We start from the raw sequence: 19,260 nt of genomic DNA, 5'->3' as shown, positions 1-19,260 counted from the left end.
CCCGCTATGAAGACGCGCTCCCATGGCACCTTGACGTCGTCGAAGTAGAGCACCGCATCGTTCTCGTCGTAGCGGCTCGACAGCGGGTTGTCGAACACCGAAGTCGCGTTGGCTTCGTACGACTTGCGCGACATGACTTTCAGGCCCTTGATGTTCATGGGCACCGCGAACGACAGCGCGTACATCTCGTCGCCCTCGCGCAAGGGCTGGATGCAACTGCAGAACACCTCGTTGGCCATGATGCCGCTGGTGGCCAGCATCTTTGCGCCGCGCACCGTGATGCCTTCGGCATCCTGGTCGACGATGCCCACGGCCAGGTATTTGTCTTCCTGCTCGTGCGCCGCCTTCGACTGGTTGGCCTGCGGGTTGACGATGACGTACGTGAGGAAGAGATCATTGTCCCGGGCGTACTTGTAGTACTCGCGCAGGGCGCCGGCTCGCGCCCGGTCATGCTGCTCGAAAACGTCGATCCCCATATACATGCCGGAGATGCAGGACGCCACGTGATCCGGCGAGCGGCCCATGAAGCCATAGTGCAGTTCGGTCCAGGCCTCAAGCGCCATCCGGCGCTCAACCAGGTCGTCATAGCTCTCCGGCAGTTGCCAGATCCGGCTCACGCGATCGCCGTATCCGGCGACTCGAATGTCATCTTCCCGATGTTCTCCGGGCGGGCCTGAAAGTCGTAGAGGTTTGCGTAACTACGGATCGAGTTCCGGAAGGCCGCGTGCGTGGTGACATCCGTCACGCGCTTGCCGTCCAGGTAAACCTCTCTGCCATCACGCAGCATCTCAATATGCTGGCTACCAGTCTTGACCATGTCTTCTCTCCTAAATACGTATCTGTCGTTGATTCACACGGGGGCTGCAGGCGACTTTTCGAGCGCGCGATACCTGCCTCCGAAAAAACCAGTGGCCTGCCGTCGTGCCGGGCCTGGTGGCGAATCACGCGTCCGATGAAGATGACGTGATCGCCTCCGTCATGCTGCGCATACGGCTCACACTCGAACGTGGCGAGCGCATCTGGCAATAGCACCGGGGCTTCGCCACCCTGCGCCGCCATGCCGATGCCATCCCATTTGCCGGAGTTCGCCCTGGCAAAACGGTTGGAAATGTCTTGCTGGCCTTCCTCGAGCACGTTGACGGCGTACCGGGAGGTGGAACAAAGATCCTCCAGGCTCAGGCAACGCCGATCCACCGAGAACAGGATCAAGGGCGGATCGAGCGAGACCGAGTTGAACGACGCCACCGTGATGCCAACCGGCACGCCGTGCTTTCGGGGCGCGGTGATCACGGCCACGCCGGTGGCGAACATGGCGAGCGTGCTTCTGAAGCGACGCTGCTCATTGGCATCGGCTTCGGCATCGGAATCCACTTCGCGCTTTGCATTGGCTTCGGCCATCATCCCTCCTGTACATAATCCGAACCAGGGATCCTTCCAACACGATCCGCCGGCTATTTGTCTTTGTTTTTTACCTTTGTAACTTAGGTAGTATTGAATGCCATATGAGATTGAAATTCAAGCTAGTGGAAACCCTTGGAAGGAGCCTGCGGTGTTGGCGCGCTGAGTGTCCCGATGAAAGTAGCCCGGTGGTTCACGAGCGGCCCCTGAATTCGCTTGGCCCACACGGGCGCGGCTTGCGTCGTTGCGATCACATGCCACAACCACTTCCTGCATCGCATTTATCTTTGTAACTTATGTATTAATAAATGCTACTATTGACCTGTATTCAACCTAGCAAAAACCCTGTGGCGATCGCTATCCCCGCAGGGCAACAAGTGCATCAACACGCTTCAGGAGGACAAAGGAATGCAAGGCGAACCCACCGCAGCCCCCATCTACATGGACTACAGCGCCACCACGCCTGTCGACCCTCGGGTAGTCGACAAGATGGTGCCGTTCCTGTACCAGCACTTCGGCAACCCCGCTTCACGCAGCCATAGCTATGGATGGCATGCCGAGCAGGCCGTGGAAACGGCGCGCGCGCAGGTTGCGGCATTGCTGAACGCGGATCCTCGCGAGATCGTCTGGACGTCGGGCGCGACGGAGGGGAACAACCTGGCGCTCAAGGGCGCGGCCCATTTCTACAGCGGCAAGGGGAAGCACATCGTTACGGTGAAGACGGAGCACAAGGCGGTGCTCGACACATGCCGTGAACTGGAGCGCCAGGGCTTTGAGGTCACGTACCTCGACGTCGGGGAGGATGGCTTGCTGGGCCTTGACGCCCTGCGCGCGGCGCTGCGGCCCGACACCATCCTCGTATCCGTGATGATGGTCAACAACGAGATTGGCGTCATCCAGCCAGTGGCGCAGATCGGGGAGCTATGCCGGGACAAGGGCATCCTCTTTCATTGCGACGCCGTGCAGGCCGCCGGGAAGATTCCCATCGATCTCGATGCACTCAAGATCGACCTGCTGACCGTGACCGCACATAAGGTGTACGGGCCCAAGGGCATCGGGGCGCTCTACGTCCGGCGCAAGCCGCGCGTGCGCATCGAGGCGCAGATGCACGGCGGCGGGCATGAACGGGGCATGCGATCCGGTACGCTGGCAACGCACCAGATCGTCGGCATGGGCGAGGCCTTCCGCATCGCCAGGCTGGAACTAGCCGACGAATCGCGCCGGGTTGCAGGGCTGCGAGACATGCTGCTGGCCGGGCTCAGGCAACTCGATGAGGTCTATGTCAACGGCAGCATGGCCAGTCGCATCCCCCACAACCTGAACGTCAGCTTTAACTTCGTTGAAGGGGAATCCCTGATCATGGGTATCAAGGGGGTGGCCGTTTCCTCCGGCTCGGCCTGCACTTCCGCGTCGCTTGAGCCGTCCTTCGTGCTGCGCGCACTCGGGCGCAGCGATGAACTGGCGCACAGCTCGATTCGCTTTACGCTTGGGCGGTATACGACCCAGGCGGAAGTGGAGCAAGTGATTCAGATGTTGCTGGCCACTGTCACCAAGCTGCGCCATCTCAGCCCGCTGTGGGACATGCATCGCGAAGGCATCGACATTGGCTCTATCAAGTGGGCAGCCCACTGACCACGGTAGCCGTGGCGCGCCTTGGGGTGATCGGTCATGCTTTTTGCTGGCGCGCCAGAAGATGCGCCAGATCGAGCGCGGCGCGATCCCCGTTGACAACAAGGCGATCCACTACCGAGCACAGCACCTTGAACTCAGTGCGGGTGACGCCCTCGAAGAGGACGTCGTTGATGCGCTGCTGCACGGGCGTCAGCTCATTCAGAAGCCTGGAGCCCGCCGCGGCCACGGTGAGCAGCATCTTGCGCTTGTCTTCGGGGTGGGCTTTCTTGTCGATCAGCCCGAGCTTCTTGAGCTTGCCTGTTTCGACGGTGACGAATGGCCCACTCAAATGAAGATGCTCCGCCAATTGGTTCACCGTCACTTCGCCCTGTTGCGAGAGATGCGCAATGGACCGTATCAAGGAGTACTGGACACCCGTCAGGCCGATCAGGCTGCCGAAACCGTCGCGCACGGACAGCAGGCGGGCGGCAAACGGCAGCAGACCGCTCACCAGGTGCCGGAATTCACTATCCGAGCCGTCGACAAGGCAAGCCGGATTGGTGATCGTCAGCGCCTTGCCCTTCGTGTTAGTTGCCATGCCTTATTGACTCCCTTATCCCGTTGCTCTGCCAGCCAAGGTATTAGCTAGCTAATTTAGCTTTTTGCAAAATACTACACACATAGGGCATTGCGCTAGCTTTTGCGCAGGCCCCGCCGCCTCCTCGCTCCTACCCCCAAGACACATCCCGAAACGCCTCCACCAGAAAATCCACCAGCCGGCGCACCTTGAGCGGCAACTGCTTGCGCGTCGGATACACGGCGTAGACGCCGATCTCGATCGCGCGGAACTCGGGCATCAGTTCGACCAGGTCCCCACGCCGCAGGTCGTCCTGGAGCATGAAGCTCGGCTGCAGCATGATGCCGCCATGCGCCAGCGCGATGGCGCGGCAGGTATCGCCATTGTTGGCGTACACCCGGGCGCGGGTGCTCACGCTGACCTTGCCGTGCGGGCCATCGAATTGCCATTCGTCGCGCCCGGACCAGTTGGTATAGGCCAGCACGCGGTGCCCGGCCAGTTCATGCGGATGGGTCGGCGCGCCGTGCTGCGCGAGGTAGGTGGGCGACGCGCATAGCACCATGCGGGTTGCGACCAGCTTGCGGCTGATCAGTGCGGAACTTGGCATGTCGCCGATGCGCACCGCGAGGTCGTAGCCTTCGTCGACGAGGTCCACCACGCGGTCATTGAGGGTGATATCGAGATCAACCTGCGGATACGCCGCCATGAAGCCGCTCCAGCGCGGCGCGAGGTGCAGGATGCCGAACGTGAGCGGCACGTTGATGCGGATCAGCCCGCTGGGCTCCTGCGTGCGGGACGTGATATCGGATTCGGCATCGTCCAGCGCCGCCAGCACTTCGCGCGCGCGCTGGTAGAAGATGCGCCCTTCCTCGGTCAGCGACAGCCGGCGCGTGGTGCGCTGCAGCAGGCGCACGCCCAGGCGCTGCTCCAGCGCATCCACGTGGCGCGAGACCGCGGCCTTGGACATGCGCAGGCCCTCGACCGCGCCGACAAAGCTGCCGGCGTCGACCACGGCGGTGAATACGGTCATTTCCAGGGCTCGGTCCATGGGATTGCCTCGACGCTTGGCGGATTATCTCGATAATCGGGACTATATATCACGCATAGGGTAGTTTATCGACGCCATATGAATCAATAGACTACCAACATCCCTTCTGTCCTTTTATCCTTGCATGCCGCGCGTTTTGCCGTGGCTACCGGAGAACCCGAGATGTCTACCGTACTGCCCGTCCTGTTCGTCTCCCATGGCGCGCCCACCTTCGCCATCGAGCCGGGCCTGGCCGGCCCGCAACTCGCCGCGCTGGGCCAGGCACTGCCGCCGCCCAAGGCGGTGCTGGTGGTCTCGCCCCACTGGGAAACGCGCGGCGGCGTGCGCGTGACGGCAAGCGCGCAGCCCCAGACCATCCACGATTTCGGCGGTTTCCCGCGTGCCTTGTACGAGATCCGCTACCCGGCGGCCGGACATCCGGCGTTGGCCGAGCGCACGGTGGCGCTGCTGGCACAGGCCGGCTTCAACGCCGGGCTCGATCCCCAGCGCGGCCTGGATCACGGCGCATGGGTACCGATCCGCCATCTCTATCCCGATGCGCAGGTGCCGGTGTTCCAGGTGTCGCTGCCGCAGCCGCTGGACACGGCCGGCGCGCTGGCGCTGGGCCGTGCCCTGGCGCCGCTGCGCGAGCAGGGCGTGCTGATCGTCGCCTCCGGCAGCATGACGCACAACCTCCATGAATTCCGCGGCCATGGCGGCGGCGATGCGCGTACGTGGCAGCATTTACGCAGTGGGTGCGCGAGGCGGTGCGCAGCGCCATGCGCACCGGCGACTCGCAGCCGCTGATCGATTACCGCCGACTGGCCCCGCACGCGGAGCGCGCGCACCCGACCGACGAGCACTTCCTGCCGCTGCTGGTTGCCATCGGCGCGGCCGAGGCGGGCGAGCCGCTGGCGGTGATCGACGGCGGCATCACCTACGGGATCTTGTCGATGGAATCGTATGTGCTTGGCCAATGCCAGCCGCTAGCCGCGCAGCCCGTTGCGGCCTGATCCTGCTTCACAGCCACTCGATACACCACTCGATACGATATGAACACCACCCGCAATGAAATCGGCCCGTTGGCCGAAGATCCCGCGACCGGCCTGCGTTATCGCTTGCGAAAGGCGCAAGCGGATTCAGCCGCGGTACCTGCCGCGCGGCTCCTGCTGCTGCACGGTGTGGGCAGCAACGAGACCAGCCTCGCGCCGGTGGCCACGCGTATAGACGCGCGCGTCGAAGTGGTGCTGGTGCAAGGCCCGCTCACCTTCGGGCCCGGCCAGCATGGCTTTTTCGAGGTCAGCTTCGCCGGTGGCGCGCCGTCCATCAACGCAGTCCAGGCGGAGCACAGCCGCCAGCAACTGATTGCCTTCGTCCGTGCCCTCCATGCACAGGATGGCGCCCTGCCCGCGCGCACGGTGATCGCCGGCTTCAGCCAGGGTGGCATCCTCAGTGCCAGCGTTGGCCTGAGCGCGCCGGCCGACGTGGCCGGCTTTGCCGTGCTGAGCGGGCGCATCCTGCCGGAGATCGCGCCGCATCTCGCCCCGCGCGAGGCGCTTGCCGGGCTATCGGCCTTCATCGCGCACGGCGAACTCGACAACAAACTGCCCGTAGCGTGGGCCGAGCGCGCGGACCATTGGCTGGACGCGCTGGGCGTGCCGCACCAGTCCCGGCGCTACCCGATCGGCCATGAACTGGACGGCGACGTGGTTGCCGATTTCCAGCAATGGCTCGCCGGCGTGCTTTTTCCTGTCTAATCCTTACCCTGCACAGGACCCGAAAACCCGAAACCCGAAACCCGATACCCCGCCCCCTGATCGCATGTACAAGAAAGGCACCGCAGTAGAGATCCAGTTTTCCCCAAAACGCTTGAACGACGGCGCGGGCGATCCGTACTGGATCGACCTGACCACGGAAGAGGCACAAGCGCTCCTTGTGCAGTTGCAGGCGCGCCTGGCACCCAACGGCGAAGCCACGGCCGCGCCGCTTGTCTTTAGCCTGGATGAGCCGGCGCAGGCGAAACAGGCCGAAGCGCCAAAAGCGCCCCCCGCTGCGGAAAATGCCGCCACGCCCAGCGCCGCCAACGAGTTCAAGCAATGGGTGTGCATCATCTGCGGCTGGGTCTACGACGAAGCCGCCGGCCTTCCCGAAGAGGGCATCGCCCCAGGCACCCGCTGGGAGGACATCCCGGACGACTGGCGCTGCCCGCTCTGCGACGTGGGCAAGGAAGACTTTGCGATGGTGGCGTTTTGAGCGGGACCGGCATCGCCAGGCCATCCAGCTAAACATGTCCGAGCAGCCATCTGGTTGTGCACGCAACCATTTTGGACTATCCTGAACTGGTTGCGCACACAACCAGGAGACCAGACATGTACCAGCGCGAAGTCCACGCCGCATCCCTGCCGGTGCTGAACCCCGACGGCCTGGACGCGCCGCGCCGGGTCGTCATCGCCGGCGGCGGCCCGGTCGGGCTGGCGGTCGCGCTGGCCCTGGCCCGCCACGGCATCCCCAGCGTGGTGCTGGAGGCAGATGACGGCACCTGCGAAGGCAGCCGGGCCATCTGCATCTCCCGGCGTTCGCTGGAAATCCTCGACGCGCTCGGGGTGGCCAACGCCGTGCTCGAGAAGGGCCTCGCCTGGGCAGGCGGGCGCAGCTACTACCGCAACGACGAAGTGCTGCACTTCACCATGCCGCACGAGCCTGGCCAGGCCTTCCCGCCGATGGTCAATATCCAGCAGTACTACATCGAGCAATACCTGCTCGACGCCATCGCGCGCTACCCGGGCCTGATCGAGGTCCGTTGGCACAACCGCGTTACCGACGTCACGCAGGACGGCAACGGCGTGACGCTGGCGGTAGCCGCGGGCGAACGCGCCTACACCATGCGCGCGGACTGGCTGGTGGCAGCCGACGGCGGCCGCAGCGCCGTGCGCGATGCGCTCGGCCTGTCCTTGCGCGGCATGCAGTACGAGGGCCGCTACGTCATCGTGGATATCGCCATCGACGCCCCGCGCGAGGTCGAGCGGCTGGCATGGTTCGACCCGCCATCCAACCCCGGCTCCACCATCTTGCTGCACCAGCAGCCGGACCAGGTGTGGCGCATCGACTACCAGGTCGGCGAGCACGAGGATGCGGAGCAGGCGGTCAAGCCGGAGAATGTGCTGCCGCGCGTGGCGAGCCACCTCAAGATGATGGGCGTGAGCGCGCCGTGGGAGCCACTGTGGATCTCGATCTACAACGCGAAGTGCCTCACGCTGGATAGCTACGTGCACGGCCGCACGCTCTTTGCCGGCGACGCCGCGCACCTGGTGCCGATCTTTGGCGTGCGCGGGCTGAACAGCGGCTTCGACGATGCCTTCAACCTCGCCTGGAAGCTCGCCCTTGCCGTGCGCGGCAAGGCCTCCCCCGGCTTGCTGCCCTCCTACTCCACGGAGCGCGTGGCGGCGGCGCGCGAGAACATGCGCTTCGGCGCGAAGAGCACGGAGTTCATGGCCCCGCCCTCGCCTGCCTTTGCGTTGATGCGTGAAGCCGTGCTGGGCCTATCGGCGGCGCACGCGGAACTGCGCTCGCTGATCAACCCGCGCCAGACCAGCCCCGCTGTCTTTGCCGATTCGCCCATTGCCGCGACGGACGACCCTGCCTTCAAGGCCGGCCCGGCACCGGGCGCCACGCTGCCTGACATGCCGCTGGTCGGCCCGGACGGCACGCCGACTTCGCTGGTCCGCTGCATTGGCAAGGGCTTCACCGCGTTTTGCTTTGCTGGCGCCGGCGCGGACCTGGAGCACGCCGTGCCCGGGCTGCGCCAGCTTTGCGACGGCGGCCTGGAACTGGATTGCTACCTGATTGCGAACGCGGTGCCAGCGGCGGGACGGCTGGCCGATCCACGCGATGCCGTGAGGCGCGCACTGGACGCCGTCGACGGTACGCTCTACCTGGTCCGCCCGGATGGCTACGTCAGCGGCCGCTGGAGACAAGCCCGCGCCAGCGATGTGCGGGACGCCATCGCCCTTGCCATGCAGATCGACTGAAGCCGGAGAACAACATGCAACCGACCATGAGCCCGACCGAGCTCGATGAAATCTACACGGCGATGTGCTACCGCATGACCGCGCTCGGCGAGCACAACACCTCGCTCTACCTGGCCCGCGTGGCGCTGCTGGCGCTCAGCCGCCATACCGGCTTTACCGATGCGGCGCGATTGCTCGACGAGGTCTCGCAGAGCTTCGAAGAAGCCAGCAACATGCCGGACCCCGCATCGTGAGCGGCCCCAATCCCTCCCTCGCCGACTTCGCCACGTACCGCCTGCACCGCATCGTCAAGCAGTTCGACCGCGGCATCGCGCATGCGTATTCGGAAGCGCTGAACCTGTCGCTCAGCGAAGCCAGGACGCTCGCCGCCATTGGCGAGTTCGGCCCCTTCCTGATCATCGATCTGGCGCGCTTCGCCAACCTCGACAAGAGCCAGGCCAGCCGCGCCGCCGATCACCTCATCAAGCAAGGCCTGGTCAAGCGCGAGCCGTCACCCACCGACGGCCGCGCGGTGCTGATCTCGCTGTCCGCCGAGGGCAAGCCGCTGTTCGAGAAGATCATGCGGATCGCCTCCAGCCGGCACGAGACGCTGATGTCCGCGCTCTCCCCCCAGGAACGCGCGGTGATGGAGCTCGCACTGGGCAAGCTGGTGACACAGGTGGAGTCGATGCTGTAGGGTTGCCCCCCGGCGCAATGCGCGCTCGCCGTCATCGAGCCCCAAGGACTGGTGGGGTCAGGCCTTCCTGGCGCGGGGCTTGCGCGGCGTGGCGGCACCGCTGGCCGCCGGCATGGTGGCAAGGCCCGCGTCCCGCTTCCATCCCTCGATGCCGTCCAGCGTCATGCGCAGCCCTTCCTCGAACGCTGTCTCCGAGCTCAGCCGCGAGAACGACTTGCTGACAAAGCGGGCCCCGGGATACTGCAGCGGCGACACGGACTCCAGCTTGTTCTCGATGAAGGCCTGGTGGTAGGCCGGCAACTGGCGGGAAGCCTCCGCCATGCTGGCGGACACCAGGTATTGCGCCAGCAGGTGATAGCCGAGCGCGACCTGGTCCGCGTTGAAGCCGCCTTGCATGATGGCCGATGTCATGCGGTTGAAAAACTCCATCCCGTAGTCGGTCTCACCCGGCTGCACATCCTGGAAGAGGCGGAAACGGTTGTGCGAGGCGACATAGATGCTCACGCCGGGGTTTTCGATCGCCACCTGGAAGCTCAGCCGCACAAAAGACTCCACGTCGCGGCGCCAGTCCCCGGTGAGCGACGAGAGCCGGCCCAGCCGCTGCCGGTAGTAGTCATTCAGCACACCGGAGACCAGTTGATCCCGCCCGCCCAGGTAATAGTGGATGAGCCCGGGCGCCACGCCGAAATCCTTGGCTAGCTGGACCATGGAGATCTGGTCCAGCGGCATGGTCTTCGTCAGTTCAATGGCGCGCTGCAGGATGGCGACCCGGCTCAGCGTCGCCTCCGCGCCGATCGGCGAATCCGTCTTGGGCGGACGGCCCCGGCGGCGCGGCATGGCGGGAGGGCTTTCGGCTACGGTGGCGGATTTCTTGGCGGCTGGCATAGGTCGGTGGCGGATCGGCACAGGTGGCGCGGCTTGATAATTGCGCCCGTGCTGATTCTACCTGTCAACGGACCGGGTCCGGTCCTGACTCCTGCTCAGGCGCTAGCGGCCGCCGGCGCCACGGCCGGCAGTTCGCCCGCCCGCCGGTACCGGCCGAGGGAAAGCGTCAGCGCGGCGGCCAGCAGCAGCATGCCGGGCAGTGCCAGCAGCGGCGCATCGTAGCTGCCGTGGCGGTCGAACCAGGCGCCGAGCCCGATCGGGCCGAGCACCGCGCCGAAGCCGTAGCCGGAAAACGCAATGCCGAACAAGGCACCAAAGGAACGCAAGCCGAAGTACGATCGCACCAGGTAGGAGATCAGGTCGCCTTCCGCGCCGATGGTGAGGCCGATCAGCGTGGTGGCGAGCAGCAACGCCTGGTAATCATGCGCCGAGCGCAACAGGAAGATGCCCAGCGCGCCACCGCCAAAGAACACGCAGGCGACCAATGGTGCGTGGATCCGGTCGATCAGCACGCCGGTCAGGATGCGGCCGATCAGCAGGCCGATGCCCACCATCGAGGCGCTGCGCGCTGCCTGCTCCGGGCTGAAGCCCCGGTCGGCAAACATCGCCGGCAGATGCGGCCCGAGCGACAGCGTGGCGGAGGACGCCAGCACGAACACCGCCCAGATGGCCCACAAGCGATAGCTGCGCAGCGCCTCGGGGAACGGCACGCCGTCAACCAGCTGGCCGCGCACGGCGCCCTGCACCCTTCCCGCCGCCTTGCGCTCGCGCAACAGCGAGCATGCCAGCAAGGACAAGACGATCGAGCCGGCGCCCAGCACCACGTAGGCTGTGCGCCACCCATAGCCGGTCACCAGATACTGCGCGGTGGCCGGCATCAACACGGTGCCGGCCCCAGGCCGCACATGGCAACGCCAAGCGCCAAGCCAAGACGGCGGTCGAACCACTGCGGCAACACGGCGAGATAGCCGAGCACCGACGTGGCCGCGCCGAACACGCCTACCACCACGGACAGGCTGACCCACATGGCCTTGCTGCCGTCCTGCCACGCCATGCACGCCGTGGCGATGCCGAAGACCACCGCAGACACCGCGATCACGCGCCGGATGCCGTAACGGTCCATCATGGTCCCAACCAGCGGACTCACCACCGCCAGCCCGAACATCGAGGCTGCGTAGGACAGGGACGCCTCCGAGCGGCCCCAGCCGAACTCGGCGGCCAGCGGGCGCACGAACACGCCAGCAGTGGCGTTGAACAAAGGCGCATAGCCGGCCAGCATGCCAAGCGCCGCGCCCAGCACCACCGCGATATAAGGCCAACGTCCAACCTGCGACGCCGTCCGATGGGTTTCTTGCATCATGTTGTCTCCTCGGGCGCTGACGGCCCGTTGCCTACACCAGCCCGGCCTTGCTGCCGAGATACGCGCCGGCATCCGGCGCCACCGCTTCGAGGCCCAGGCGCCGCATCATCTGCCGCGCCGTGCAGACGGCCGTGGAAGTGACCGGCACGCCCAGCGCCAGCTGCGCGCGCTCGATCGCCGCGAACGACGGCATCTGCACGCAGGCGGACAGCACCACCGTGTCCACGCCGGCGGTATCCAGGCGCGTCACGTCCTCCAGCAACTGCAGCGGATCGCGCTCGCCGACCTCCAGGTTGTCGAGGATCGAGAAGTTGATTGCGTCCTTGACCTCGATGCCTTCGCTTTCGATGTACTCAACCACGGTGCGCGTCAGTTCGGCAAGCTCCAGCGCGCAGCGGCCCATGTCGCGGTTCATGCGCTCCAGCTCTTGCGCCACCACGCGGTGCAGGCGCACGCGGCTGGAATGAAAGGAGAAACGCTCTGGCAGTTGCCGCATGCGCCCGGCAAAGATGGCGGGCACTTCGCGCTCCATCGTGATGTTGGAGCTGGGGACGATCTGGCCGATTCGGTAATTCATCTTGGGGTCGCTTGTTCTCGTTAGGTCTGGGGCCCGGCGAGCGGACCACAAACGGCTGCTCGCTCAGCACGTATTTGGTGGCGCGCATCATGGCCGCGGCGCGCCGAGATCGGTGACGCCAGCGGCCGCCAGCTCGGCGATCAGGGTGGGATACTCCTCGCGCAGCCGGTTCACGTCCACGCGGCCGGTGCGGGTCATGAAGCGGTAGACAAACTCATGCGGCGTTGCCAGGTTCATCCATTCGCGAATACGCTCGTACCAGTTGTACGAGGCCTCCGAGGCGCGGATGAGCTTGGCCTTTTGCGGGCGGCGCACATCGTCGTAGCGCCGCAGCGCCGCCGGCACATCCCCGGGGAAAGCGACGATGGCCTCGGCCAGCGCGATCGCGTCCTCCATGGCGATGCGGGTGCCCGAGCCGATCGAGAAGTGGGCGCTGGTCAGCGCATCCCCGATCAGCACCTGGTTGCCGACATGCCAGGTCTGATTGATCACGACCGGGAACTGCCGCCAGCTCGAGTTGTTGGAGACCAGCTTGTAGCCACCCAACTCCGCGCCAAACACCGTCTCGAACAGGGCCTGGCGCGCCTCGTTGGACATTGCGTCCATGCCGAGATCCTGCCAGGTCTGGTGGTCGCACTCGGCCACGAACGTACTCATGGCGTCCGAGTACGGGTAGTAGTGCGCGACAAAATAGCCACCCTCGTACTGCCGGAACACCAGGGCCGGATTGGGAAACGCCTTCTCCACGCCGTACCAGGCAAAGTGGTTGGTCAGGTTGTGGCGCGAGGTGCCGAAGCCCTCCTCGTTGGACGCCCGCAGCAGCGAGTTGACCCCATCGGCGCCCACGACCAGGTCCGCTTCGATGGCCGAAAAGCCGCTGATGCGCTTGTTGTACGCCACGCGCACGCCGAGCTCGCGGGCACGCGCCTGCAGCACCGACAGCAGCTGGATGCGAGGAATCGCGCCGCCGCCCGCGCCGGGGCGCTTCATGGTGATAGGCGCCTCGTGGCTCACGATGGTGTGCCGGTCGCTGAAGCGCATCGCCTTGGCAAGCTCGTCGACCACCACCGGGGATGCGGCGCGCAGGCTGGACAGCCCGGTGTCCGCGAGCACCACGCCGAAGCCGAACGTGGCGTCTTCCGGGTTTTGCTCGTAGATGTCGATCTCCACCGACGCCAGCCGCTCCTTCAGCAGGATGGAGAGAAAGAGCCCGGAGGGGCCGCCTCCGACAATGGCGACTTTCATTGCGGCTTTCATTGCCCCTCCCGCGGGGAAATCACCAGCGCGTCCATATCGAACTGGACGATGCGCCCGATCAGGCCGCCGGTCAGCGCGCCGTACCAGACTGCCGGCTTGAAGCCCAGCGCCTTGCGCCCGAAGCGGATCTGCGGATTGCCGTCAATGCGCACATAGCCGTTCTGCAACGGGGTGGTGGCATAGCCTTCGGTCGTGCGCGCCACGCCGATCAGCGCGGCAAATTCCGGCACGTCCAGCACATAGACCGATGCCTTGCCGGCCTGCTCCGGCGCCGTGCCGATCTGCGCGGCCTTGCGTTGCCAGACCGGCTCGATGGACGTGAACGCGGTGGCAGCGTCCGCCGTCGTCTCCAGCTGCATGGCTGCCTCGATGGTCAGCCTCGCATCAAGCGCGTCGGCCTCGCTGAACGGGCGCAGTTGCCAGGTGATCTCGATCGGATAGCCGTTGGGATCGTTGAAGTAGATCGACTCGATGACCTCGTGGCGGATCTGGTAGCGCAGCGCAATGCCAACCGCTTCCACGCGCTGGCGCCATTCCAGGAGCTCCGCTTCGTCGCGCACGCGCCAGGCAGTGTGCGTGGCGCGATCCTGGTAGTGCTCGCGCACCGCCAGCCAGTCCGGCCGCTCGGTGCCGATGTAGTAGAAGAAAGCAATGGTGCTGCCGTTGCCGCTATCGAAGAAGAAGTGCAGGAAGTCCGCATGGTTGTCCGGGCCCCAGCCTTTGGCCGAGATGGCGTGGACCAGCGGCAGGCCAAGCAGGTCGCGGTAGAAATGCACGGTCTCGGCCAGCTTCCAGGTGGGACGCGCGGTGTGATGCACGCCGTGCAACCGCACGGACGGCACGCCGGCAAGGTGTTTCGCTTCGGTCATTTCACTTCCCTTCGGTTACGGTGTTGCCGGCCGTCTCGGCCTCGAGCAACTGGATGATCTGCTGGCGCAACAGCACCTTGCTGAGCTTGCCGGATGCGGTCAGCGGGAACTCTCGGATGACTTCCAGCCGCTCGGGCCACTTGAACTTGGCCAGGCCGGCCTCCTGCAGGTAGCGGGTCAGCTGCGCCAGCGTGAGGTCGCTTGCGGGCGCCTTGGGTGTGACGAAGGCGCACACGCGCTCGCCATAGACGCGGTCGGGCATGCCCACTACGGCGCAGGCCAACACGCTCGGATGCAGGTTGATGACGTTCTCCAGCTCCTCGGCATTGATCTTCTCGCCGCCGCGGTCCACCACATCCTTGATGCGCCCGAAGAAGAAGTAATAGCGTTTGCCGTCCACCACGCGCGACGTCATCAGGTCGCCGGAGCGGTAGAAGCCGTCCGCGGTGAAGCGCGTCACGTCCTCCTTCTCGGATTTGTAGTAACCGCGGATGGTGTAAGGCCCGCGGAACAGGGCCTCGCCGGGTTCGCCGTCGGCCACGGGATCCTCCGTGCCCGGTGACACGAGCTTGACCTCGTCATGCGCGGACACCGGGCTGCCGACGGAGGTGTCGCGGATCTCTTGCGGGTCGTCCTTGCGCGAAAACATGATCACACCTTCTGTCATGCCGAAGATATGGTATGCGGGCGAGCCCGTCAGGCGCGTCAGGCCGGCGGCGTTTTTCGGCACGATGAAATTCCTGCGCGCTCGCGCACTGCCATCCGACTGCGCCAGCTCCGGCGCAATGCGCGTGAGGATCGGCCCCGCCACGCCGAACCAGGTGGGCTGGTAGTCGCGCACCAGGCCGCGCAGGTTTTCCTCGCTGATATCTGGCGTGACCCAGGATCTCGCGCGCCCGGCCCAGCGGCATCTCTTCGATCAGGTCGGCCAGTAGCACCGCGCTGCCACGACGCTCGCCACGTGCTTGCACGATGATGGACAAGCTCGGTACTTCGGCCTGCATTTCCTGCGCGAAGGCCACGTCGTCGAACCGGGCGTCGTCGCCCTGCACGACATGCAGGCGGGCTTCGCAGAGATTGCCGAGGTAGCCGATTTCCAGCTTGCGGAAGGCCTGCAGCGAGCAAAGCGGAATGATGCCCGCCTTCAGGCAGCCCAGGAACGCCAGCAGCAGCTCATTGCTGTTGCCGCACTGGAACACCGCGCGATCCAGGGGCTGCAGGCCCAGCGCCAGCAGCGCGGCGCCAAGGCGCTCGGTCTTCTCGTCAAGGTCGCGGTAGGTCAGCCGGCCCTCCGGGCCAACCAGCGCGAGCCGGTCCGCATGGGTCTCGAACGACGCGCGAAAGGCCCCGGTCAGCGTTTCTTGCGTCAGCACGCCGTCGGCAACGTAGCGCCGTAGCCGGTCTTCGTCGGGGTACCTGACGCCCGCCAGCAATTCCGGGGGCCGTACCGATTGGGATTGCACCATGTCTGTCTACCCTTGCTTGTCTGTTGTCTGTTTTTTGTCTGCGCGCCACATTGGCCTGCGACGTGCGGGATGACTTTTCCTACACCATCAGCTCGCGCAGCCATTCGACGATATGCGCCCCGGCGATACGCTGGCCCGGCTCCTCGTCGGGGCTCAGTGCCATGCCATGGTGATTGCCGCGCACGCGGACGTGGCGCTTTTCCGTACTGCCGATCTGCGCGTAGATGGACTCGATATCGGCCGGGAACGTGCACTGGTCGCCGGTATATTCCAGCAGTAGCGTGGGCTGGTGCACCGCGCCAATGGTCTTGTCCAGCGACGCGTTGGAACTCAGGCCCGACCAGGTCGACAGCCAGGACTCCGGCGTCACCACGCGTGCGAAGCCGACGCTGCCCCAGTTGGAAACAAAGGGGTCCTTGCCCCACAGCGTGCCCGTTTGGCGGTCCGACGGGTCCAGGGCGATGTCCCAGGACCGCAGGTCGGCGTCCGTGCGCCAGACGTGGAAGATGGGCGCATGCGCGGCCACGCGCCGGTCCAACTCGCTGCCGGCGCCTGCCTTGATACGCTGGCGGGCGGCCTGCTTGCTGCGCAGCAACTGCCTGGCGTGCTCGTCGATCCGCTTCACCCGCTCTTGCTGCGCGGTGCTGTAGCGCGCGACAAAGTCCGGCGCATAGCTGCCGCGCCCGCTGGCGGCGTCGAAGCCGTTCGCCGCGGAGAACGGATCGAGCGACGCATCGGTTTGCATCGGGTCGTTCTCATCGACAACCGAGGGATCGAGCCCGGTCATCAACAGCTTGCCTTGCCCCGGATGGGGAGAGACCAGGATCATGCCGTCGACCGCGGGCATCCGCAGCGCGGCCAGGTTGGTCGGACGCCCGCCCGGGGTCCGGGCGATGCGCTGCGCTGCGGGCGCGAGCGCCTGCTGGTTGTAAAAGGTGTACAGCGAAGCGCCGCCGGAATTGCCCAGCAGCACGATGCGCTCAAAACCCAGCTCGCGCAGGTGTGTCATGCCTGCCGCCACGTCGAACAGCGCGATCTCATGCTCCAGCCGCAGGTCGTTGCCGATCGACCGGGGGCCCTGCACCCAGCAGGCGCAGCGAGCAGGCGCAGCCGGCGTCGAGAATGAACGGCACGAGATAGTGCGTGATCGCCATCTCGCGGGGGTGCATGATGGAGACGACAGTCCTTTCCGTGCCGGTCGCCGTGAAGAGAAAGCCGAGCGTGCGCTGGCCGTCCGCGGTACCCAGCGTATAGGGAACCATCTGGTAATGGCGCGTCATCAGCCGTGCATCCCACGACGCGCCACGCATGCCCGCTGTTACCTGTGCCTTGTTCTGCTCCGTCACGGCGTCTCCTTTGTCTAAATGCTACCGTCTCAATAATCTAGGCGTTATTTGAGTGCATGTCAATTAATGGTAAACCTTGTCCAGTCACAACGCGGCCGCCACCCGGTCATGAGCAAGAAAAGTGGCCGCACCGTCATATCGACGGGCAGCCGCCAGGTATTGGTGTTAGCCGCAAGGGGAAGTGCCAGGTGTGCCCGGTGACAAGCACGGCAGGCGCCGCTGGCATACCCGCCGTGTGGGTTAGCGCACGTGCCCGCGCATGGCACAGGGCTAAGCTCACTGCGTCAGGCGCGCCACCTTTGCCAGCCTTGATTGAGAACAGCCGCCATGACCCTGTACTTGCTCTCGCTTTTAATCGGAATCGTGGCTGGCCTGCGCGCCATGACGGCACCCGCCGCTGTCAGTTGGGCGGTCCACGCAGGCTTGCTGGACCTGTCGGGTAGCTGGCTTGCCTTCATGGGATATCGGTTCACGCCCTGGATCTTCAGCCTGCTGGCGGCGGTGGAACTCATCACCGACAAGCTGCCCGGCACGCCGAGCCGCAAGGTGCCGCAGCAGTTCGGCGCGCGCATCCTTTCGGGGGCGCTCTGCGGGGCCACGATCGGGGCGGGTGGCGGCATGCTGGTGGGAGGGGGCATCCTTGGCGCCGCGGGCGCGGTGATCGGCACGCTTGGCGGCGCGGCTGCGCGCGCGCGCCTTGCGGCGATCTTTGGCCAAGACCTGCCTGCGGCGGTGATAGAAGACCTGGTTGCCGTTGCCGGCGCCGCAGTCATCGTACTGTCGCTGGCTTAGGCGAGCGACGCCGGGCGCCCTACAGAGAGTCGGCGAGGCTGCGGACAATCTCCGCCAGGCGGGCAGCGCGGGCGCACCCTTTCGCGTCCAGGTCAAGCGCCCCGCCCGCGGCCAGCGCCTGCAGGCCGAACGCGGCGTCGGTCATGTCGCGCCACGACGGGTGATCGGCGTGCATGGCCTCAAGCGCCTGCGCGCCGGCCACGATCCGGCCGCGATCCGGCTCGAGGCCGGCAGCCAGGTCTTCCAGTACCGCCGCTGCGTCGAGCAAACCCTTGCGGTTCATATCGGCATCTCCCTCTCGAACTTAATGGCAAATGAACGGCCCCGCAGTGCTTTTTCTGCAGGCCCGGCGATGGGTTTCGCGGTGGCTGGCAACGCGCGGGGGCGCGGCGCCGACCCAAACGATATGCGCGGAATTTCACCTCTTATTCTTTCAATTGGCCCTAGACTCACGCCGCTACGATCTTGAGCGTGAAGAGTGAAGCACACGATCGGGACTACCCCCTGGTTTTCGGTCGATGCGCACCTCTTCTGCGCGACACGAGGACAAGATCGGCGCACACAGCCGACAGATCAGCGATCCGGGGTGAAGTCAGCAACATCTTAATGGCCGGTGATGTCCCATGGCTGTCCCGGCGTACCCGTATCTACCCTCGTGTCGACAGCATCAAGGGCGACGCGACAGCCAGGCGACGGGCACCGGATTTCCTGCCAGGAACCAGCGGCTTGTCGCAATACAGCGCACGCCTATGGCGACGCCATCGATCAGTACCTCGCCCGAGGAAGCCCTGCGTGCCGGCCGTACCATCCGCGCGCAACTGGCTCTCCTGACTAGCCGGGCCGCTTCGGCGGGCCGACCTCCTCCAACACGCAATTAAGGGATTGCAACCATGGCTATTTCCTCGATAGGAGTCGGGTCCCAGCTGGACCTGAGCACCTTGCTGGACAATCTGCAAAAGGCGGAAGAGACCAAGCTCACTGCCCTGACCAAGAAGGCCACCGTCCACACCACCAAGCTCTCCGCGCTTATGGTCTGCTGCAAGGGGCGCTGGCTTCGTTCCAGAATGCTGCCAGCGCGCTTGGCACGGCGAGCCTGTACAACAGCAGCACCACCACATCCAGCAACACCGGCGTGCTGGGCGTGGTGGCCGACAAGTCCGCGTTGGCGGGCAGCTATGCGGTCAAGGTGTCGCAGCTGGCGCAGTCGCAAACACTGGTGTCCAACGGCATCGCCGACAGCACGGGCCAGTTGCTGGGCACAGCACGGGCCAGTTGCTGGGCAGCGCCAAGATAACGATCGAATTCGGGACCACCGAGGGCGCCGTCTTCACGCCCGGCACCGCCAAGCCCGCCTCGATCAACATCAACGGCACCAACAACACGCTGACCGG

16 protein-coding genes and 6 pseudogenes are annotated in these 19,260 nt (G+C 65.4%); 9 read left to right on the top strand and 13 right to left on the bottom strand.

Translation table 11 applies throughout. The features are described 5' to 3' along the window. Window positions 1-65 precede the first annotated feature (65 nt). Both OR16_RS45470 and OR16_RS06805 read right to left on the bottom strand, forming a co-directional pair. A pseudogene (locus tag OR16_RS45470) lies at window positions 66-787 on the bottom strand (4-hydroxyphenylacetate 3-hydroxylase N-terminal domain-containing protein); the annotation flags it as partial. Between the two features lie 63 nt (window positions 788-850). Beyond that, window positions 851-1,398 (bottom strand): annotated as a pseudogene (locus OR16_RS06805) (flavin reductase family protein). A gap of 408 nt (window positions 1,399-1,806) precedes the next feature. Between OR16_RS06805 and OR16_RS06800 the strand changes: the two are divergent. Beyond that, window positions 1,807-3,030, top strand: coding sequence for an IscS subfamily cysteine desulfurase (locus OR16_RS06800; RefSeq protein ID WP_006157220.1), 1,224 nt, complete (start codon window positions 1,807-1,809; stop codon window positions 3,028-3,030). Between the two features lie 34 nt (window positions 3,031-3,064). On the opposite strand, the gene OR16_RS06795 is transcribed toward OR16_RS06800, so the two are convergent. Next, complete coding sequence (locus OR16_RS06795) at window positions 3,065-3,607, bottom strand: MarR family winged helix-turn-helix transcriptional regulator (RefSeq protein ID WP_006157219.1); 543 nt, start codon at window positions 3,605-3,607, stop codon at window positions 3,065-3,067. Window positions 3,608-3,737: 130 nt separating this feature from the next. Further along, window positions 3,738-4,634 (bottom strand): LysR family transcriptional regulator, encoded by an 897-nt coding sequence (locus OR16_RS06790; protein WP_043418795.1) that lies wholly within the window; start codon window positions 4,632-4,634, stop codon window positions 3,738-3,740. Between the two features lie 162 nt (window positions 4,635-4,796). Between OR16_RS06790 and OR16_RS06785 the strand changes: the two are divergent. The 6 genes and pseudogenes from OR16_RS06785 (at window position 4,797) to OR16_RS06760 (ending at window position 9,317) form a co-directional block, all read left to right on the top strand. Beyond that, a pseudogene (locus OR16_RS06785) lies at window positions 4,797-5,626 on the top strand (dioxygenase). A 39-nt stretch (window positions 5,627-5,665) separates the two neighbouring features. Further along, window positions 5,666-6,370 carry an alpha/beta hydrolase gene (locus OR16_RS06780; protein ID WP_006157217.1) on the top strand — a complete coding sequence of 235 codons (705 nt, stop codon included), beginning with the start codon at window positions 5,666-5,668 and terminating at the stop codon, window positions 6,368-6,370. A 64-nt stretch (window positions 6,371-6,434) separates the two neighbouring features. After that, on the top strand, window positions 6,435-6,866 hold the full coding sequence (locus OR16_RS47210) for a rubredoxin (RefSeq protein ID WP_081488704.1): 432 nt from the start codon (window positions 6,435-6,437) through the stop codon (window positions 6,864-6,866). A gap of 116 nt (window positions 6,867-6,982) precedes the next feature. Next, complete coding sequence (locus OR16_RS06770) at window positions 6,983-8,641, top strand: FAD-dependent oxidoreductase (protein WP_006157215.1); 1,659 nt, start codon at window positions 6,983-6,985, stop codon at window positions 8,639-8,641. Between the two features lie 14 nt (window positions 8,642-8,655). Further along, entirely contained in the window at window positions 8,656-8,874 is a 219-nt protein-coding gene (locus OR16_RS06765) for a hypothetical protein (RefSeq protein ID WP_006157214.1), read from the top strand. Beyond that, the gene (locus OR16_RS06760; protein ID WP_006157213.1) at window positions 8,871-9,317 is read left to right on the top strand and encodes a MarR family winged helix-turn-helix transcriptional regulator; all 447 of its coding nucleotides are present in this window, start codon (window positions 8,871-8,873) and stop codon (window positions 9,315-9,317) included. The genes OR16_RS06765 and OR16_RS06760 overlap by 4 nt, the downstream gene beginning before the upstream one ends. A gap of 57 nt (window positions 9,318-9,374) precedes the next feature. Here OR16_RS06760 and OR16_RS06755 read toward each other — a convergent pair whose 3' ends face one another. The 8 genes and pseudogenes from OR16_RS06755 to OR16_RS06725 form a co-directional block, all read right to left on the bottom strand. After that, a complete protein-coding gene (locus OR16_RS06755) occupies window positions 9,375-10,202 on the bottom strand; it encodes a TetR/AcrR family transcriptional regulator (RefSeq protein WP_006157212.1) in 828 nt (275 codons plus the stop codon). 95 nt (window positions 10,203-10,297) lie between these two features. Continuing rightward, window positions 10,298-11,481 (bottom strand): annotated as a pseudogene (locus tag OR16_RS06750) (MFS transporter). 112 nt (window positions 11,482-11,593) lie between these two features. Further along, window positions 11,594-12,139, bottom strand: a complete 546-nt coding sequence (locus OR16_RS06745) for a hypothetical protein (RefSeq protein ID WP_006157211.1) — start codon at window positions 12,137-12,139, stop codon at window positions 11,594-11,596. An 87-nt stretch (window positions 12,140-12,226) separates the two neighbouring features. Next, window positions 12,227-13,384: an FAD-dependent monooxygenase gene (locus OR16_RS06740; protein WP_006157210.1), complete on the bottom strand. Its 1,158-nt coding sequence runs from the start codon at window positions 13,382-13,384 to the stop codon at window positions 12,227-12,229. Window positions 13,385-13,392: 8 nt separating this feature from the next. Continuing rightward, a complete protein-coding gene (locus OR16_RS06735; protein WP_006157209.1) occupies window positions 13,393-14,265 on the bottom strand; it encodes a VOC family protein in 873 nt (290 codons plus the stop codon). A 1-nt stretch (window position 14,266) separates the two neighbouring features. Then, the gene (locus OR16_RS45460) at window positions 14,267-15,076 is read right to left on the bottom strand and encodes an AMP-binding enzyme (protein ID WP_237716968.1); all 810 of its coding nucleotides are present in this window, start codon (window positions 15,074-15,076) and stop codon (window positions 14,267-14,269) included. Between the two features lie 199 nt (window positions 15,077-15,275). Continuing rightward, a pseudogene (locus OR16_RS45455) lies at window positions 15,276-15,731 on the bottom strand (AMP-binding protein); the annotation flags it as partial. Window positions 15,732-15,810: 79 nt separating this feature from the next. Continuing rightward, window positions 15,811-17,011, bottom strand: a pseudogene (locus tag OR16_RS06725) (alpha/beta hydrolase). A gap of 393 nt (window positions 17,012-17,404) precedes the next feature. Between OR16_RS06725 and OR16_RS06720 the strand changes: the two are divergent. Further along, window positions 17,405-17,869: a hypothetical protein gene (locus tag OR16_RS06720; RefSeq protein WP_006157208.1), complete on the top strand. Its 465-nt coding sequence runs from the start codon at window positions 17,405-17,407 to the stop codon at window positions 17,867-17,869. Between the two features lie 19 nt (window positions 17,870-17,888). Here the strand turns inward: OR16_RS06720 and OR16_RS06715 are convergent, their stop codons facing one another. Continuing rightward, the gene (locus tag OR16_RS06715; protein WP_006157207.1) at window positions 17,889-18,152 is read right to left on the bottom strand and encodes a hypothetical protein; all 264 of its coding nucleotides are present in this window, start codon (window positions 18,150-18,152) and stop codon (window positions 17,889-17,891) included. A 750-nt stretch (window positions 18,153-18,902) separates the two neighbouring features. Here OR16_RS06715 and OR16_RS45450 point away from each other — a divergent pair. After that, window positions 18,903-19,163, top strand: coding sequence for a flagellar cap protein FliD N-terminal domain-containing protein (locus OR16_RS45450; RefSeq protein WP_337459818.1), 261 nt, complete (start codon window positions 18,903-18,905; stop codon window positions 19,161-19,163). Window positions 19,164-19,260 lie beyond the last annotated feature (97 nt).

The organism is Cupriavidus basilensis OR16, from assembly GCF_000243095.1.
Classification (GTDB): Bacteria; Pseudomonadota; Gammaproteobacteria; order Burkholderiales; family Burkholderiaceae; genus Cupriavidus; species Cupriavidus basilensis_D.
This window is presented reverse-complemented; position numbering and strand designations above follow the sequence as displayed.

Bases quoted from the DNA above. Each gene is read 5' to 3' on its own strand.
- OR16_RS06765 (WP_006157214.1), top strand. From the start codon at position 8,656: ATGCAACCGACCATGAGCCCGACCGAGCTCGATGAAATCTACACGGCG.
- OR16_RS06745 (WP_006157211.1), bottom strand. From the start codon at position 12,139: ATGAATTACCGAATCGGCCAGATCGTCCCCAGCTCCAACATCACGATG.
- OR16_RS06790 (WP_043418795.1), bottom strand. From the start codon at position 4,634: ATGGACCGAGCCCTGGAAATGACCGTATTCACCGCCGTGGTCGACGCC.
- OR16_RS06800 (WP_006157220.1), top strand. From the start codon at position 1,807: ATGCAAGGCGAACCCACCGCAGCCCCCATCTACATGGACTACAGCGCC.
- OR16_RS06740 (WP_006157210.1), bottom strand. From the start codon at position 13,384: ATGAAAGTCGCCATTGTCGGAGGCGGCCCCTCCGGGCTCTTTCTCTCC.
- OR16_RS06795 (WP_006157219.1), bottom strand. From the start codon at position 3,607: ATGGCAACTAACACGAAGGGCAAGGCGCTGACGATCACCAATCCGGCT.
- OR16_RS06755 (WP_006157212.1), bottom strand. From the start codon at position 10,202: ATGCCAGCCGCCAAGAAATCCGCCACCGTAGCCGAAAGCCCTCCCGCC.
- OR16_RS06780 (WP_006157217.1), top strand. From the start codon at position 5,666: ATGAACACCACCCGCAATGAAATCGGCCCGTTGGCCGAAGATCCCGCG.
- OR16_RS06720 (WP_006157208.1), top strand. From the start codon at position 17,405: ATGACCCTGTACTTGCTCTCGCTTTTAATCGGAATCGTGGCTGGCCTG.
- OR16_RS47210 (WP_081488704.1), top strand. From the start codon at position 6,435: ATGTACAAGAAAGGCACCGCAGTAGAGATCCAGTTTTCCCCAAAACGC.
- OR16_RS06770 (WP_006157215.1), top strand. From the start codon at position 6,983: ATGTACCAGCGCGAAGTCCACGCCGCATCCCTGCCGGTGCTGAACCCC.
- OR16_RS06735 (WP_006157209.1), bottom strand. From the start codon at position 14,265: ATGACCGAAGCGAAACACCTTGCCGGCGTGCCGTCCGTGCGGTTGCAC.
- OR16_RS06715 (WP_006157207.1), bottom strand. From the start codon at position 18,152: ATGAACCGCAAGGGTTTGCTCGACGCAGCGGCGGTACTGGAAGACCTG.